General features: G+C 36.5%; 17 protein-coding genes. 12 read left to right on the plus strand and 5 right to left on the minus strand.

All coding sequences use genetic code 11. The features are described from left to right. Positions 1-261 precede the first annotated feature (261 nt). Together ubiE and IQ237_RS08000 are read left to right on the plus strand one after the other, a co-directional pair. Positions 262-951 carry a bifunctional demethylmenaquinone methyltransferase/2-methoxy-6-polyprenyl-1,4-benzoquinol methylase UbiE gene (gene ubiE / locus IQ237_RS07995; protein ID WP_194054145.1) on the plus strand — a complete coding sequence of 230 codons (690 nt, stop codon included), beginning with the start codon at positions 262-264 and terminating at the stop codon, positions 949-951. A gap of 157 nt (positions 952-1,108) precedes the next feature. Then, a complete protein-coding gene (locus IQ237_RS08000) occupies positions 1,109-2,344 on the plus strand; it encodes a DUF445 domain-containing protein (RefSeq protein ID WP_194053952.1) in 1,236 nt (411 codons plus the stop codon). 692 nt (positions 2,345-3,036) lie between these two features. On the opposite strand, the gene IQ237_RS26205 is transcribed toward IQ237_RS08000, so the two are convergent. Continuing rightward, complete coding sequence (locus IQ237_RS26205; protein WP_228019871.1) at positions 3,037-3,249, minus strand: hypothetical protein; 213 nt, start codon at positions 3,247-3,249, stop codon at positions 3,037-3,039. A 233-nt stretch (positions 3,250-3,482) separates the two neighbouring features. Between IQ237_RS26205 and IQ237_RS08005 the strand changes: the two genes are divergently transcribed. Next, positions 3,483-4,622: an SGNH/GDSL hydrolase family protein gene (locus IQ237_RS08005; RefSeq protein ID WP_194053954.1), complete on the plus strand. Its 1,140-nt coding sequence runs from the start codon at positions 3,483-3,485 to the stop codon at positions 4,620-4,622. A 68-nt stretch (positions 4,623-4,690) separates the two neighbouring features. Here the strand turns inward: IQ237_RS08005 and larE are convergent, their stop codons facing one another. Continuing rightward, the gene (gene larE, locus IQ237_RS08010) at positions 4,691-5,512 is read right to left on the minus strand and encodes an ATP-dependent sacrificial sulfur transferase LarE (protein ID WP_194053960.1); all 822 of its coding nucleotides are present in this window, start codon (positions 5,510-5,512) and stop codon (positions 4,691-4,693) included. Between the two features lie 85 nt (positions 5,513-5,597). On the opposite strand from larE, the gene IQ237_RS08015 reads away from it, so the two are divergent. The 3 genes from IQ237_RS08015 (at position 5,598) to IQ237_RS08025 (ending at position 9,229) form a co-directional block, all read left to right on the plus strand. Beyond that, entirely contained in the window at positions 5,598-6,023 is a 426-nt protein-coding gene (locus tag IQ237_RS08015) for a hypothetical protein (protein WP_194053961.1), read from the plus strand. 839 nt (positions 6,024-6,862) lie between these two features. After that, entirely contained in the window at positions 6,863-8,935 is a 2,073-nt protein-coding gene (recJ, locus tag IQ237_RS08020) for a single-stranded-DNA-specific exonuclease RecJ (RefSeq protein ID WP_194053962.1), read from the plus strand. A 33-nt stretch (positions 8,936-8,968) separates the two neighbouring features. Further along, the gene (locus IQ237_RS08025; RefSeq protein WP_194053963.1) at positions 8,969-9,229 is read left to right on the plus strand and encodes a hypothetical protein; all 261 of its coding nucleotides are present in this window, start codon (positions 8,969-8,971) and stop codon (positions 9,227-9,229) included. Between the two features lie 121 nt (positions 9,230-9,350). Here the strand turns inward: IQ237_RS08025 and psb30 are convergent, their stop codons facing one another. After that, on the minus strand, positions 9,351-9,470 hold the full coding sequence (gene psb30, locus IQ237_RS08030; RefSeq protein ID WP_009342523.1) for a photosystem II reaction center protein Ycf12/Psb30: 120 nt from the start codon (positions 9,468-9,470) through the stop codon (positions 9,351-9,353). A gap of 240 nt (positions 9,471-9,710) precedes the next feature. On the opposite strand from psb30, the gene IQ237_RS08035 reads away from it, so the two are divergent. The 3 genes from IQ237_RS08035 (at position 9,711) to IQ237_RS08045 (ending at position 10,866) form a co-directional block, all read left to right on the plus strand. Then, complete coding sequence (locus IQ237_RS08035; protein ID WP_194053964.1) at positions 9,711-10,067, plus strand: YkgJ family cysteine cluster protein; 357 nt, start codon at positions 9,711-9,713, stop codon at positions 10,065-10,067. A 122-nt stretch (positions 10,068-10,189) separates the two neighbouring features. Beyond that, on the plus strand, positions 10,190-10,537 hold the full coding sequence (locus IQ237_RS08040; protein WP_309225741.1) for a TMEM165/GDT1 family protein: 348 nt from the start codon (positions 10,190-10,192) through the stop codon (positions 10,535-10,537). A gap of 41 nt (positions 10,538-10,578) precedes the next feature. After that, positions 10,579-10,866 carry a TMEM165/GDT1 family protein gene (locus IQ237_RS08045; RefSeq protein ID WP_194053966.1) on the plus strand — a complete coding sequence of 96 codons (288 nt, stop codon included), beginning with the start codon at positions 10,579-10,581 and terminating at the stop codon, positions 10,864-10,866. Positions 10,867-11,186: 320 nt separating this feature from the next. Here IQ237_RS08045 and IQ237_RS08050 read toward each other — a convergent pair whose 3' ends face one another. Then, a complete protein-coding gene (locus tag IQ237_RS08050; protein WP_194054148.1) occupies positions 11,187-12,413 on the minus strand; it encodes a DUF4336 domain-containing protein in 1,227 nt (408 codons plus the stop codon). Positions 12,414-12,637: 224 nt separating this feature from the next. Next, positions 12,638-13,513 (minus strand): hypothetical protein, encoded by an 876-nt coding sequence (locus tag IQ237_RS08055; protein WP_194053968.1) that lies wholly within the window; start codon positions 13,511-13,513, stop codon positions 12,638-12,640. A gap of 396 nt (positions 13,514-13,909) precedes the next feature. Here IQ237_RS08055 and IQ237_RS08060 point away from each other — a divergent pair, with 396 nt between their 5' ends. From IQ237_RS08060 to IQ237_RS08070, 3 genes are all read left to right on the plus strand, one after another. Beyond that, entirely contained in the window at positions 13,910-14,056 is a 147-nt protein-coding gene (locus IQ237_RS08060; RefSeq protein ID WP_194053970.1) for a hypothetical protein, read from the plus strand. Positions 14,057-14,290: 234 nt separating this feature from the next. Beyond that, on the plus strand, positions 14,291-14,542 hold the full coding sequence (locus IQ237_RS26210) for a hypothetical protein (protein WP_228019876.1): 252 nt from the start codon (positions 14,291-14,293) through the stop codon (positions 14,540-14,542). After that, positions 14,529-14,888, plus strand: a complete 360-nt coding sequence (locus IQ237_RS08070; RefSeq protein ID WP_194053972.1) for a type II toxin-antitoxin system PemK/MazF family toxin — start codon at positions 14,529-14,531, stop codon at positions 14,886-14,888. The genes IQ237_RS26210 and IQ237_RS08070 overlap by 14 nt, the downstream gene beginning before the upstream one ends. Position 14,889 lies beyond the last annotated feature (1 nt).

Raw genomic sequence — 14,889 nt, forward strand, 5'->3', positions numbered from 1 at the left:
GATCTGAATGCTGCAATTAATTTATCGCGTTTGGCTAAAGCGTGAAAGTCTACCGAGGGATAACTGCTCCCATGCTCCCGTTGAAGTAGAAAGTAAAGTCTAGTTTTGTCTAGGTTTTATATAGCAGTTTATGATTACCAATTACCAATTACCCATTACCCATTACCCATTACCAACCTAAAATAAATCTAAAATCTAAAATCTAAAATCTAAAATCTAAAATCTAAAATCTAAAATCGGATGACCAACTACCAAGCACCCATAAGCAACGAAATTCGTAACATTTTTGACCGTATTGCCCCGGTTTATGATCAATTAAACGATTGGTTAAGTTTGGGACAACACCGGATATGGAAAGAAATGACCGTTAAATGGAGTGGAGCTAAACCCGGAGATACCTGTTTAGATTTATGCTGTGGTAGTGGTGATTTAACCTTTAGATTGGCACGACGCGCAGGAATGACGGGAAAAGTTTATGGTGTAGACTTTTCCTGTAACTTACTCGCAACTGCCAAAGAACGCTGTCAGAGATATTACCCCCAACCTCCGATCACTTGGATAGAAGCTGATGTTCTTAATTTACCCTTTGACGACCATCAATTTGATGCCATCACAATGGGCTATGGTTTAAGAAACGTGAAAGATATTCCCCGCAGTCTCCAAGAAATATATCGCGTTCTCAAACCCGGTGGTAAAGCAGCAATTTTAGATTTTCATCGCCCTAGCAACGAAACATTCCGCGCTTTTCAGCAGTGGTATTTAGATAACCTCGTCGTTCCCCTAGCAACTAATTTAGGTGTCAAAGAAGAATACGCTTATATCAGTCCCAGTTTAGACCGTTTCCCCATTGGTAAAGAGCAATTAGCCATAGCACAAAAAGTAGGTTTTGTCAACGCCACACATTACCCCATTTCTAACGGTATGATGGGAGTGTTGGTAATTGATAATTGATAATTGATAATTGATAATTTGTAATTACTAACTAATTTTCAGTTGCTAGTTGGGAGTCAGGAAACAGTGAACAGTGAACAGTCAACCTCGATAACTGTCACCTGTCACCTGTCACCTGTCACCTGTCACCTGTCCTCTTTCCCTAATCCAAAATCCTGTGGATTGGTCACATCTTTGGCTTTATGTATCACCCCCAATTCTGGGTGGAATTATCGGCTATTTCACCAATGATATAGCCATCAAAATGCTGTTTCGCCCCTATCGAGCTATTTATATTCTGGGGCGCAGAGTGCCTTTTACTCCTGGGTTGATTCCCCGCAATCAGGAGCGGTTGGCAAAAAATATTTCTAATACCATTATGGGATCGCTGTTAACGCCAGATGAATTGCAAAAGCTGGCGAAGCGTCTCTTACAAACAGAACGGGTACAAGGCGCAATCCTCTGGTTATTGAAGTTGGCGATTGAACAAATCCAAGGTGATAAAAACCAGAAAAGTGCCAAAATTGTGGCGGGAATTTTACGGGATTTGCTCGGAGAGTCTTTACCCCGTCTCCTGAAGGTTTTGGCCAGACAGGAAAATTTTTTAGAAGCGCAAATCAACCAAATTTTTGATCAAATATTACTGGAATTTCAACTCACTGAAGAACAATCTACACGGTTAGCTGATTGGTTGTTGCAAGTTGTTTTACCACCGGATGTTTTAAGACAGGCAATAGTTGATTTTTTAACAGATAGGACTATTCAAACTATTGATGATAGCTTTCGTGAAAAAACCAGCGGTACTTATTGGGTAGTTGCTAATTTATTTGGTTTACGTAATACTCTGACTCGGTTAAGAACTTTTTGTTTAGATGAAAAAGAGGCTACAAATAAACGATTAGAAGAATTAATCCAAGATTTGCAAATGCGCGATCGCCTCAAAAAATTATTACAAGATTTATCTTTACAAAACTTACCCGTTGGTACAGTTCGCCAACTCAGAAAAACCACTAGGGAAAGTGTACGCCATTACTTACAAAAGAGTGGTAGCAATTTGTTACAGGAATTAACTGAATCAGCGGACTGGGAAAATATTGCTGTCTTGCTGTTAAATCGTTTGCGAAATTCACCAGTGGTTAATACTTCTTTAGAAGTAGTGTCTCAAGAGTTAGCTTTAATTTTAGAAAAGTATTTAGAAAAAGATTTAGAAGCAATTGTCGCCCAGGTAATTCCCATATTATCTATAGATCAAGTGATTGTTGACAGAGTAAAATCAACTTCACCTGCTGATTTAGAAGCAGCAATTGAAGGAATTGTCAAGAATGAATTACAGGCAATTGTGACTTTAGGCGGTATTTTAGGTTTTGTTGTCGGGTTATTTCAGGTAGGATTTTTAATTTTCAGTCGATATTAGGGACTGGGAACTGGGGAAGAAAATTTTAGATTTTAGATTTTAGATTTTAGATTGGAATGAACAAAATCCAAAATCCAAAATCCAAAATTGAATCACCAATCACCAATTACCAATCACCAATAACAACTATATTTATTGTGAAAAAATTTTGATTGGGGGATCTAGAAACCCCCGTACTCAACATAAGCTGTTGTTGTATTTTATCGCTTTATAGCGAGAGTACATGAAATTGACTCAAGAAGTGCTATAAAGCCGATATTCGTCCCGACGGACACAAGATATCAGGGAAATAATCAAAGGATAACCAAACCAAAAGGCAATTTAGCCGAATTTGCTATAAATTGCCAATCTGGATGTAGTAGTGCTGATTTACTTGTTGGTAAACCAGCAGTAATTAAATTTCATCCAGTTCGTTATCTTCAGAGTTTCGCTGAGTTCTTTATTAAGTTGTTAACCGATGAAGGGGATCTATTTTTAGACCCCTTCGCTTTTTCCCAAAGAACAGATTTTGTTGATATGACTCAACAACACCACTGGGTATCTTTGGAATTGAATGAGGCTGATTGAAAGGAGAATTTGCTTTTGACTTGGCTAAGAATCAATATTTGATCAGTCGTGGTTGTTCTATTGTCCTCAAAACAGTCAATTATGCTGCACTAAAGACTTTAGAGTTTAGACTTCTCAATATAGATTCAGATTTCGCCGTCTACTTGCATTTTGTGCACTCGATCAGCTAACTCTTGACGACCTTGATCGTCTAGCTTATCAATTGCCATCATCCCCATGAGAATAACCTCTTTTAAGGTCAAACGTGTGGAATGTGCCTGTGTTTGCACTCTCTCTTTGATGATTGGACTTACGCCAATTGCGGTACTAGCTCTAGCCACGGAAATAAAAGGAAACATTAATGACTTCGCATAAATCTTAGCACTTTAAACGACGTTATTGTATATAGAATAAAATTTAACAATATTTTTTTAATATTTTGTAATTTGTGATTTTTTATACTTATATATTGTAAACTACATTCTCATGGGGGATCTTGATACCGCGTAAGGAAAGTAGAATTTTCCTGAATTCAGCCCAATAGGGTTGTCATAAGGAAAAGCAGTGAGTCCTTACAAGGAAAGAAAAAACGATGAAGGAACCTTATCTGTTGGCAGCAGGCTTGTTAACAGGATTGGCAGTACCAACATCGGCTCTCCCAAAGATGTCGAGTCTCCCACCTGAAAATACTGGATTTTTGGAGGATTTAAATCCAAGTTCACGATTACCAGGAGTAGATGAAAAAGTCACTTATCAAGTTGACATTTCTTTACCGGAATTCAGTAGTCAAGCTATATTCAAACCAGGGAGTTCACAGTTAGCAGTACGCCAGAAAAGTAACTCCTTGCCAGAATTTAGTAGCCAAGCTGTATCAGCATCAGAGTCTTCCCCGGTACGAGTTGAGAAAATTAGCCCCAGGGTGGAAATTTTGTCAGGGGAGTTAGCAAACAACTTTTCAGCAGCACCGATAAAAACATCTTTAAACTTGAGTTCTCAAAAAACTCAGCGGACTCCTGTATCTGGGAGTCAAATGTACTATTTAAGATTAGCTTCCCTGAAAACTGGGCAAATTTACACTCGTGTAGATGATGAAGATTTACAATCATATTGGAAGTCAGAGAAAAAAGAGAAAGTCAGTTATCAAGATTGGAAAAGCTTATTAGCGATGGAAGCGAGAGCAATTTCCCAAGGTCAAGGTACAAATCGCTTGAGTATTTTGGTGGGTGATTCTTTGAGTATGTGGTTTCCTAAAGAAAAATTACCTGTTGGTAAATTGTGGTTGAATCAAGGGATATCTGGAGATAGTTCCGCTGGAGTTTTCAGGAGGTTATCAGCTTTTTCCCAGACGCGGCCAGAAGTTATTTATATGATGGTTGGGATTAATGATTTGCTCAAGGGTGCTAGTGATCAGACGATTTTACTCAATCATCGGCGAATTATTCGCAGCTTGCGGCAAACTCACCCCAAAAGTCAAATTATGGTGCAGTCAATTTTGCCTATTCGCCTCCCTCAAATAGCCAATAGCCGAATTCGTCATCTTAATGCCCACATCGCCTTAATTGCTCGTCAAGAGGGGGCTAATTATTTAAATATTCACAATTGGTTTACAGATTTTGATGGTAGTTTACGTGCTGAATTGACCACAGACGGTTTACATTTGTCACCAGCAGGATATAGTGTATGGCAGTCTGCCCTGGAACAGATAGAATATGTAGTTGCTCAAAGGCTGTGAAACAGGTGATTGGTGATTGGTGACTGGTGATTGGTGACAGAATAGTAGTAGCAGATGAATTGTGGATTTTATCTGGCTGGAATTTGTTGTAAAACTTGGTTTAATTTACCACTGCGATAACCTTCTAAATCTAAGGTGACGTAAATAAATCCTAGATTTTGAAATGTGCTGACAAGGGTCGGTAAATCTGTTTTTAAGACAAAATCTGCTATTTTTTCTGGTGGTAGTTCAATTCTGGCTGTGTCTCCTTCGGAACGTACCCGCAGGTTATCCCATCCTAAATTTCTGAGATAAATTTCTGCTCTACCAACTCGCTGTAATTTGGCTATGGTAATTTCTTCACCGTAGGGAAAGCGAGAGCTTAAACAGGGTTGGGCAGGTTTATCCCACCAAGGTAAACTCAGTTGTTGGGAAAGTTGACGCACTTCGGCTTTGGTGACACCTATTTCTGCTAGGGGCGATCGCGCACCTCGTTCTTTTGCGGCTTGGATTCCAGGACGATAATCATGTAAATCATCGGCGTTGACTCCATCTACCACATAAGGATATCCTAACTCTAAAGCTAGGGGCTTGAGTGTATCGTGCAATTCACTTTTGCAAAAATAGCAGCGGTTAACTGGGTTTGATGTGTAGTTGGGATTTTCCATTTCGTGGGTATGAACGATTTTATGGGCTATCCCAATAGTTGCTGCTTGTGCTGTTGCGTCTGCTAGTTCTTCTGGTAGTAGGGAAGGAGAAACCGCTGTTACAGCTAAAGCGCGATCGCCTAATACATCATAAGCAATTTTCGCAACTAATGTACTATCAACTCCCCCAGAATAGGCTATTAATGCCTGATCCATTTCCGCAAATAAGGCTTTTAACTGTTCTAGTTTTTCTGCTATTGTCATTTGGTTAAAATCCTATAACACCTGATCAATACCTATTATAGAAACTTATTATATAAATTTATATAAATCATTTCAGGAGTGTATTATGTTCAAGTTAATATCATCTACTTTGATTGCTACTGCTTTATTGTTAACACCAACCAATAATTCTCATGTGACATTAGCTGGAACTTGTGCTTCTAATTGTGGTCAGCGTCCACTTCAGTTTACACCTGGTCAATATCTTCGTGTGCAAGTTGTAAACCGCACGCCTAGAATATTAAAACTAGAGAAGTTTCCAGAAATACGTCGTATTTCTTTAGCACCTGGAAAGGAATATACTGTAGATATGGAAAATGCTACAGCCCCTAATTTTTCTTTGTTGTTTTGGGATGATACGGGTAGGTTTTTAGATGCTAATGTTTCTAAACCTAATTTTGGGACTTTGCGTTTAGAATTGCGTCCTAGTGAAAAGTTTCCTGGTTATCGCTCTCTTTATATTCTCAATGATGGTCGGGTGAATGTGTTTTAATCTCTGAAAATTTACATTTCAGCATTGAGAAATTAGGCGAATTATATTCGCTTTTTTTATCTACATTTTGATAAAAAAAATCTACATTTAAATACATAAAATTTAGAAAAATTTACTTGGTCAATTCTTTACAAATATGCGTAAGTGTAGTTATTATATTTTTGTTGTCTGATAGCGAAGCGTGGCGTTAGCCATATCAGGATAACCAGGATTATAGGATTTTCAGGATGTAATTTTTAAATTTCTGGTTTTTCTTTGATGTCTTTTTGTCTGAATCAGGATAACGAGGATTATAGGATTTTCAGGATGTAATTTTTGAATTTCTGGTTTTTCTTTGATGTCTTTTTGTCTGAATCAGGATAACCAGGATTATAGGATTTTCAGGATGGTATTTTTTGTTGGTTAAAAAAATCAGAAGTAGAGATTAAATAATGATATAATCTCTTTAAAATCCGATGCAAACAGAAAAGTAATCAATAACAATCCTGAAAATCCTCAAATCCTGGACATCCTGATTCTGACAAATAACATCTCTAAAATCAAACCATCAATTAAACAATAACATCCTGAAAATCCTCAAATCCTGGACATCCTGATTCTGACAAATAAAATCTCTAAAATCAAACCATCAATTAAACAATAACAATCCTGATAGCGAAGCGTGGCGTTAGCCATAAATCCTCAAATCCTGGACATCCTGATTCTGACAAATAAAATATAAAGAATATAAAAACTATAAAAACTATAAAAAATCGGTATGTAATTTCTATGTCTGCTATTTTAGTAGTTTCGACCCCTTTTATTATAAGATATTACAAGTGACTAATAACTAATGACTAATGACTAATAACCAAAATATTAAACGTTTACCTAATCAACGTTGGCAAATCGCACCAGCAAATCTAGAATTATCTGAAAAACTAGCTAATTTAACTAATATTTCTCCCATTATCAGCCAGTTGTTGATTAATCGGGGAATGGAAACACCAGAAGCAGCAGAAAAATTTATCAATCCTGAAAGTTTAAATTTACCTTCTCCTTTGGAAGATTTTCCCAATTTAGCTGTAAGTGTAGAATTGTTAGAAAGTGCTATTAAAAATCAAGAAAAAATTGCTATCTGTGGAGATTATGATGCAGATGGAATGACTAGCACTGCTTTATTATTGCGAAGTCTCCGCGCTTTGGGTGCAAATGTTGATTATGCTATCCCTAGTCGAATGCACGAAGGTTATGGAATTAATAAACGCATTGTGGAAGAATTCAAGAGTGAAGGTGTAGGTTTAATTCTCACGGTAGATAATGGTATTGCTGCTTTTGAACCTATCGCTAGAGCGAGAGAATTAGGTTTAAAAGTTATTATTACAGATCATCATGATATTCCCAAAGAATTACCACCAGCTAATGCTATTCTCAACCCAAAGTTAATAGATGAATCTTCTCCATATCGGGGTGTTGCTGGTGTGGGTGTAGCCTATATTTTAGCTGTTTCTTTAGCTCAACAAATGGGAGAATTGAAAGGTTTAGTTCACCCCATGTTAGCTTTATTTACTTTGGGAACTATTGCCGATTTAGCTCCTTTAACTGGTGTAAATCGTCGTTGGGTAAAACGGGGTTTAAAGTTATTACCTAAGTCTACTTTACCAGGTGTACAAGCTTTAATTCAAGTGGCTGGAGTGCAACCCAGTGAAGCAGAAACAGAAAGTAATTTACAATCTGATCCAAAATCCAAAACCCAAAATCCAAAATCCTTAAAACCTGATGATATTGGTTTTCGTTTGGGACCAAGAATTAATGCTATTGGGAGAATTGGCAATCCGCAAACTGTGATAGAATTGTTAACTACTGATGATATGGGAATAGCTCTAGAAAGAGCGATGCAGTGTGAACAAATTAATTCTGAACGTCAAAAAATGTGTGAGGAAATTGAACAAGAAGCAATATCATTAGTGGAAGATTTGTATGTAAAAGATTTACCTAAAAACCGGGTTTTAGTAGTTATTAAAGAAAACTGGCATCATGGTGTAATTGGTATTGTTGCTTCTCGTTTGGTTGAGCGTTATGGCGTTCCGGTTTTTATTGGTACTTTTGAAGGTGAGGGTGTAATTCGTGGTTCTGCAAGGGGAATACCTGAATTTCATGTGTTTAAAGCTTTAGAAGATAGTGATGATTTATTAAGTAAATATGGAGGACATAAAGCCGCAGGGGGTTTTTCTTTACCATCTGATAATTTAGAAAGTTTTAGATTACGTTTATCTGATTTTGCTAATCAATGTTTAGAAATTCAACATCTGAAACCTTTACTAAAAATTGATGCTCAAGCAAATTTTAATCAAATAAATAGAGATTTATTTCAACAATTAAATATTCTCCATCCTTGCGGAATTGAAAATCCTAGTCCTCTATTTTGGACTCCCAATGTTCAAGTTATTCAACAACAAATAGTTGGCAAAGGTCATATTAAATTAGTTTTGGGGCAAGTTATAGATAATCAAAGATATGAAATTCCAGCTATAGCTTGGCGGTGGGGTGATTATTTTCCTTTACCATCTAGAATTGATGTTGCTTACAAATTGGGTGAAAATAATTATAATGGTAATAATAATCTGCAATTAGAATTAGTGGGGGTAAAAATTCCGCAACAGGTGGAAAATTTATTTACTGCATCAAAAATTTCTAAACCGACAAAGTTTGAATATAAACAACGTCAATATATCTGTGGTATTTATCAAAATGGGAATGGTGCAGAGTTGAGAATTAAAAATAGTGAAGGTAAGGTATTAGTTATGCAGCCTGAGAATAAAATAGGTCTGTTAGGGTTAAGTCGTGAAGATGCTAAACAGGTTGATTTATCTCTACCTCAATATGATGGTATTATTCAAGCTGCAATTCAGGCTTTGATAGTGGTGAGTTAGTGGTGATAACATGGAGATAAATGGGAGAATATTATGAGTAGCGTTTTTGAAGTTTTAGAAAAAGTGAGAAACAAACCAGGAATGTATATAGGTCGTCCTTCTGTGAGTGATCTATTTATGTTTTTAGTAGGTTATGAATATGCTCGCAGCGAGTTAGGAAATGCGCTATCAGCGGAAGATGATGATTTTTATGGAGAGTTTCAGCCTTGGTTGCAGAATAAACTAGGAGTTAAAACTGTTACTTCTTGGGCAAAAATAATTATGCTTTATTGTCATTGTCTAGGTTTTATATAGCAGTACAGCAAAAACAGCAAGAAAGACTAGAAACAGTTACTTATGGGTAATTAGTAATTAATAATTAGTCAAAAATGTTACCAATTACCAATTACCAATTACCCATTACCCATTACCCAACTTAGAGATCGCCGTTGCGAAATGCGAGTACAAAAATTACTGCTGGTCCTGCAAGTACAATTAATGCTACACAGGTTAATTGAAACACAACTTCCCAATTAATATTGGCTAAAGCTTCCATTTTGCCTCCAAACGGTTTTAAAAAATTCAATAACTTAAATGCAAAGCCCGCATTAGATCATATCTGGATAGGGGCAGCAAGTTTTAAGTTACTTAACAAAATTATAGGAAAATACATAAAAATGTAAACAGGGAATTGGGGATTGGGGACTGGGGACTGGGTTATTAATCTTCCCCTACCTCCCCACCTGCTCCTCCCTCTTCCCTACTGTCACCTGTCACCTATTCATAGAGGTATATTATGGCTACTTGGCAATGTGTAAAAAACTGTGGTGCGTGCTGTTATCTTGATCCTACAGAACGCCCAGACTTAGAAGAGTATCTTTCACCAGAGGAACTGGGACTTTATCTCAGTATGGTAGGTGAGGATGGTTGGTGTGTGAATTTTAACCACGAAACGCGAGAATGTACTATTTATGCTGATCGTCCGCGTTTTTGTCGAGTCCAGGTTGATACTTTTGAGGATATGTTTGGTATTGAAGCAGAAGAACTAAATGATTTTGCGATTGATTGTTGTCATCAGCAGATTGAAAGTATTTATGGCGATCGCAGTTTGGAAATGATCCGGTTTGATCAAGCTGTGGGTTTTATACTTTAATTTTCTGTTCACAAGTTGCCATTTATGACAACATTATGAGAAAATGAAAAGAATATGAAAACAACTAAAACCACTTAGTGAAAAGACTAACACCCGTGAAACTTGACACTCAACCTGTAACCATTACGGAATCTGTCACCCAGTCATCAGCACCAGAAAATACTGCTCAAGCTGCAAACAAAAAGCAGCAATCAGTATGGATGGTGTTGGGAACTACCTTCATTACCATATTTTTAGCGGAAATTGGTGATAAAACCCAATTATCAACATTATTAATGAGTGCGGAATCTCATGCACCTTGGTTAGTGTTTCTGGGTTCGGGAACTGCTTTAGTTACTACCAGTTTATTAGGTGTGCTGCTTGGCGGTTTTATTGCGAGTAAACTGAGTCCGAAAACTGTGGAAAAATCAGCAGGGGTAATGTTGCTGTTGATTTCTGTAATGTTGTTTTGGGATGTGTTGCTTGGTTAGTAGTCATTAGTTATTAGTCATTAGTAGTTTGAGCAAATAAAATGGATTGGAATCTTTTAGGACTAAGCTTTATTACGGTGTTTCTCTCTGAGTTGGGAGATAAAAGTCAGTTAGCGGCGATCGCTCTTTCTGGTCAAGGTCAATCACGCAAAGCTATATTTTTTGGTACAGCAGGTGCTTTAGTATTAACCAGTTTACTAGGAGCATTAGCTGGGGGTGCAGTTGCAGAATTATTTCCTACAAGAATTTTAAAGGCGATCGCTGCTGTGGGGTTTGCGATCCTCGCTATTCGTCTGCTTTTACCTAGTAGTGAAACCGAATCTAATTAAATTGAGATCAGAAAACGGCATAACTGGAAATGCAAACTCCGATGTCAAGAAAAAATAGCATCACATTGGAGTTTTTTTTGATTTGGAAATTCTGCAAACACTAACAAAGTGCAAGCTTTCTTAGGTTCACAGTACCTAAAACCTTGCACAATTTTAATTTTCACCATCCTCAATCCCTTGATTTATCTAGGTTTTACATTTATTCAGCAAACCCTATTTACCACAAAAGAAACATAATGAAATTATAGTGTTGCCAGTAATGAAAGATATTTATGAAAACAACATCAGAAACCGAATCTAAGGTTATAAATATACTAATCCTACACCTTCTCCCCCGCAGGTGGCACAATTTTCAACCTATTCAAACCCTGATCAATATCTCGCAAAACCTGAAAATCATCCTCCGGTAAAGGATAACTATTACTATTCACTAAACCCCCACTGGGATATTTTTCCAAAAAAGAAAACGCTTTTCTAAATTGTTGCGGTTCCGCTTTAATAGGTGCATCAAAATGACAGGGAATGATCCATTGAAAATCCCATTGTGCCACTTTATCAGCCCAATTTATTGTTTCTTGGGGTGCGCGATTTAATATTAAACTCTGTAAAACCGGTGCGACAAATATCCGCCCATCTCCTCTTAATGCTTCATAAGACCTTTCCCAGTCTTTTTGCCATTGGAAGGGGAAAAAGCCAAAATATGTTTTTAGGCTGCGTTCTGGTGCTTTCCAGGCATCTCTAAATACATCTTTCCACTTGGGTACATCCACTACGCTGGGACGGAAGTAAAAGGCAAATAATGTAATACGTTGCCATCCTTTGCGGCGGTTTTCTGCTGTATCGGCTATGATATTGTATGATTGATCTTTGGCGTGGTACAGCAACGGATAGGGATCAAGTTGAACTATTGCTGGTGGTTCTGCGGGTACGGAAACTATGGTATCTGTGAGTAAGAGCGTGTGCGATCGCCTGTGGAAAAATGCCACTTCTGCAAATTTCCCAGGACCTAAATCAATGGGTCCGAGTATGGCATAATCAAACTCATCTGCAAAGGGGGTTTTTTGACTATCTGCGGGTAATATTTGCGTGCGGTTTGATGGTAAACCCAACCAACTTAAAGGTAAATTTACGGGAAAACTCCATTGTTCTGGTGCTATAAATATCTGTGCAGTGGGAAAGCATCGCGCAAAGGGTCCAACAAATACTTTATGTTCTATTCCTGAGATGGTGGGCAAAATTATATACTTTACTTCCCCGTGTTCTGCTACCAACTCATTTACTAAACGGATACATTCTTTTGTGGGTGCGACAGGTGCATAAACCAATAAACCGCCATTTTCCAACTTTACTACCGTCATGCGGATGGGTACAACTACATAGAAAACCCCTTGCATCTGATCAAAGATCCAGATAGTATCCTTAACTACTTCTTTGCGAATAGTGCGACGTTTTCCGTAGGGATAAAGGGGGACAACAGGCCAGAACTTCCATGTATAATCCTGGGGGTTGACATTTTCTACATTGATTATACCTTTACCTTGAATCACTGTGCGATCGCTCCCAATAACCAATATTTTATTCTTTCCCGATTTTGGAGTTTAGCAAATTATGGAGCTAATAGACCTAAGAATTTATCTAATAATTCAATTTTGTTATAAATCAAGGTACGATGGGAATAAAGCAGATGGAGAACTGCTATGAATGTAACTACTGTAAAATGGACTATTAAAGATTATCATCTGAGAGATTATTGGGTGTTTAAAAGTAATTTTTACATCCCAGCTTGATTTAATACTTCTATAAAATCATCAATTAAATCTAAATATTCTGCCCATTCTGCTAAATAACCATAATCTAAATTATCTGCTTGTAACTTAATTATACCCAAAACATCACGCCATTGTTTTTCTGATTTACTTCCCTTTCCCCAGCGCAACTTTTGTAAAATTGTATCTTCTGCTGATGCTATCCAAAAAATAGGTATTCCTTCTACTTCTACTAACACTCTCCGATTCATTTGTGATGTAGCAAAAGGAGAATTATCTGTGATATAAATATCAGCATTGGCGATAGTTTCTGTATGAGTAATATTCAACATATTACCATAACCATGTTGCACATCTTCCACCGCACCTGCTGGACAATAATATCCAGATGCTTCTAAAGTTTCTACTAATAAATCTATTTGATTTTGATTAATTTCTATAACCAAATCTAAATCACGAGTAGAACGTGGTTCTCCATGAATAGAACTCGCAACACCACGACTTACATAGTAAGAAATATTAATTGATGCAAATATTTGATGTAGTTCACCTGCTAAAGAAATTGAATCTTGAATCCACATATTTTCATTAATACCTTTTGGTTGAAAATCAGGAGTAAATTTTTCTCCTAAGACAGCGCGAGTAAATTGATTTCTTATTTCCTGGATAGTGAAATTTCGATGTCGTAATTTAATTCCTGCAAGACATAGTTTTTTTACGCCTTTTTCATGGTAAATAAACATTTCTAGGCGTTGTTTTAATGTTAGTTGTCGTAATCTTTGAAATAAATAAAGATCAGCTTCTATGTTTGTATCTTGACCTTGAGGTTGATAATTAGATTTGGGAAGTTTTGGGAAATATAATCTTGATTTTTCTAGCATAGTTTAGAGGTTGGGGATATTGGAATAATTTATAAAAGCTTATTATGCTGCTTATTAGTCTATTTGTTAGCATAAACTCATTTTACTGAGAAATGAGCAATATTTTTAAAATTCCCGTTTGATCCCTATTGACGTTAATTTTATATATATGTTACAAAAATATAAGAGGTTTGGATAAATAACATATTAAAAATCATGCCAGTCATTAGAATACCGGATATTACGTACCAGAGACTTCAAGCGATCGCCATTCCCTTTGAAGACACTCCTGTTACAGTCATTGAGTGACTGTTAAGTGAATACGAAGCACGTCAACAACCACAAAAACCAGACGAAATAGAAAAATATATAGTTCTTGATCCTGAAACATCTGATGATTATTTAACTCATACTGAGGTGATTCGATCTGTTATTGGTGGTGAAGAATTTTGTTTGACAAACTGGAAAAAAACGGTTGAAGAGGCACATATACTTGCATTTAAACAAGGTTTATCTCCAGAAGCTTTAATCAAACATCCTCTTAGCACACATTGTCCTGGGTAATAAGAATGACACTAATTTTACCTACTTAGAAAAAATAGATATTTCTATCCAAGGAGTAAGCGCAAAGAGAGCATGGAGTATTATTTTACATCTAGCAAAAAACTTGAACATACGAGTTGAAGTATATTTCAAGTGGCGTAATAAAGAAGGATCTGCTTATCCTGGACAGAAAGGAAAACTCGTTTGGATACCCAAATAGATTAAAATGACTTAGGATTTATGAGGATAAAAATTATGACAACCAAAGAATTACTTATACAAGAAATTAATTCAATGTCAGAAACCGAGCTTATAGAAACACTGAACATTATCCGATCAATTAAGCAAAAAGACTCTAAATTATTCCATGACAATAATAATACAGAAGCAACAGAAAACTGGGAAAAATTTTCTTTAAATAACTTAAATCAATGTTATGCAGAAAATGAACCAGAATATACATTAGAATCAATCAAAGAATATAACCCAGATTATGAAAGAAGGTAATATTATATTAACGCCTATTCCTCAAGCAAATGGAGAAATTAAAAACCGTCCGGCTTTAATTTTGCGAGAAATGCCAAAGTATCAAGATTTTTTGGTATGTGGAATTAGTACCCAATTAAAACAATATATTGCTGAGTTCGATGAAATAGTTTCACCTGGTGATGATGATTTTCAATCTAGTGGTTTAGTTAGTCCGTCTGTAATTAGATTGAGTTTCTTAACAGTTATTACTCGTAACAATATAATTGGCTCAATTGGCACAATTTCCACAGAAAGACACAAACGATTATTACATAATCTGAGTCAATATTTAATTAAATCCAGAGATGAATCTAGAAAAAATTAGA

The organism is Sphaerospermopsis sp. LEGE 08334, from assembly GCF_015207205.1.
Lineage (GTDB): Bacteria > Cyanobacteriota > Cyanobacteriia > Cyanobacteriales > Nostocaceae > Sphaerospermopsis.

Coding starts and splice junctions, on each gene's coding strand:
- IQ237_RS08045 (WP_194053966.1), top strand. CDS start 10,579: ATGGATTGGAATCTTTTAGGACTAAGCTTTATTACGGTGTTTCTCTCT.
- psb30 (WP_009342523.1), bottom strand. CDS start 9,470: ATGGAAGCTTTAGCCAATATTAATTGGGAAGTTGTGTTTCAATTAACC.
- larE (WP_194053960.1), bottom strand. CDS start 5,512: ATGACAATAGCAGAAAAACTAGAACAGTTAAAAGCCTTATTTGCGGAA.
- IQ237_RS08070 (WP_194053972.1), top strand. CDS start 14,529: ATGAAAGAAGGTAATATTATATTAACGCCTATTCCTCAAGCAAATGGA.
- IQ237_RS08005 (WP_194053954.1), top strand. CDS start 3,483: ATGAAGGAACCTTATCTGTTGGCAGCAGGCTTGTTAACAGGATTGGCA.
- IQ237_RS26210 (WP_228019876.1), top strand. CDS start 14,291: ATGACAACCAAAGAATTACTTATACAAGAAATTAATTCAATGTCAGAA.
- IQ237_RS08015 (WP_194053961.1), top strand. CDS start 5,598: ATGTTCAAGTTAATATCATCTACTTTGATTGCTACTGCTTTATTGTTA.
- recJ (WP_194053962.1), top strand. CDS start 6,863: ATGACTAATAACCAAAATATTAAACGTTTACCTAATCAACGTTGGCAA.
- IQ237_RS08025 (WP_194053963.1), top strand. CDS start 8,969: ATGAGTAGCGTTTTTGAAGTTTTAGAAAAAGTGAGAAACAAACCAGGA.
- IQ237_RS08055 (WP_194053968.1), bottom strand. CDS start 13,513: ATGCTAGAAAAATCAAGATTATATTTCCCAAAACTTCCCAAATCTAAT.
- IQ237_RS08035 (WP_194053964.1), top strand. CDS start 9,711: ATGGCTACTTGGCAATGTGTAAAAAACTGTGGTGCGTGCTGTTATCTT.
- IQ237_RS26205 (WP_228019871.1), bottom strand. CDS start 3,249: ATGTTTCCTTTTATTTCCGTGGCTAGAGCTAGTACCGCAATTGGCGTA.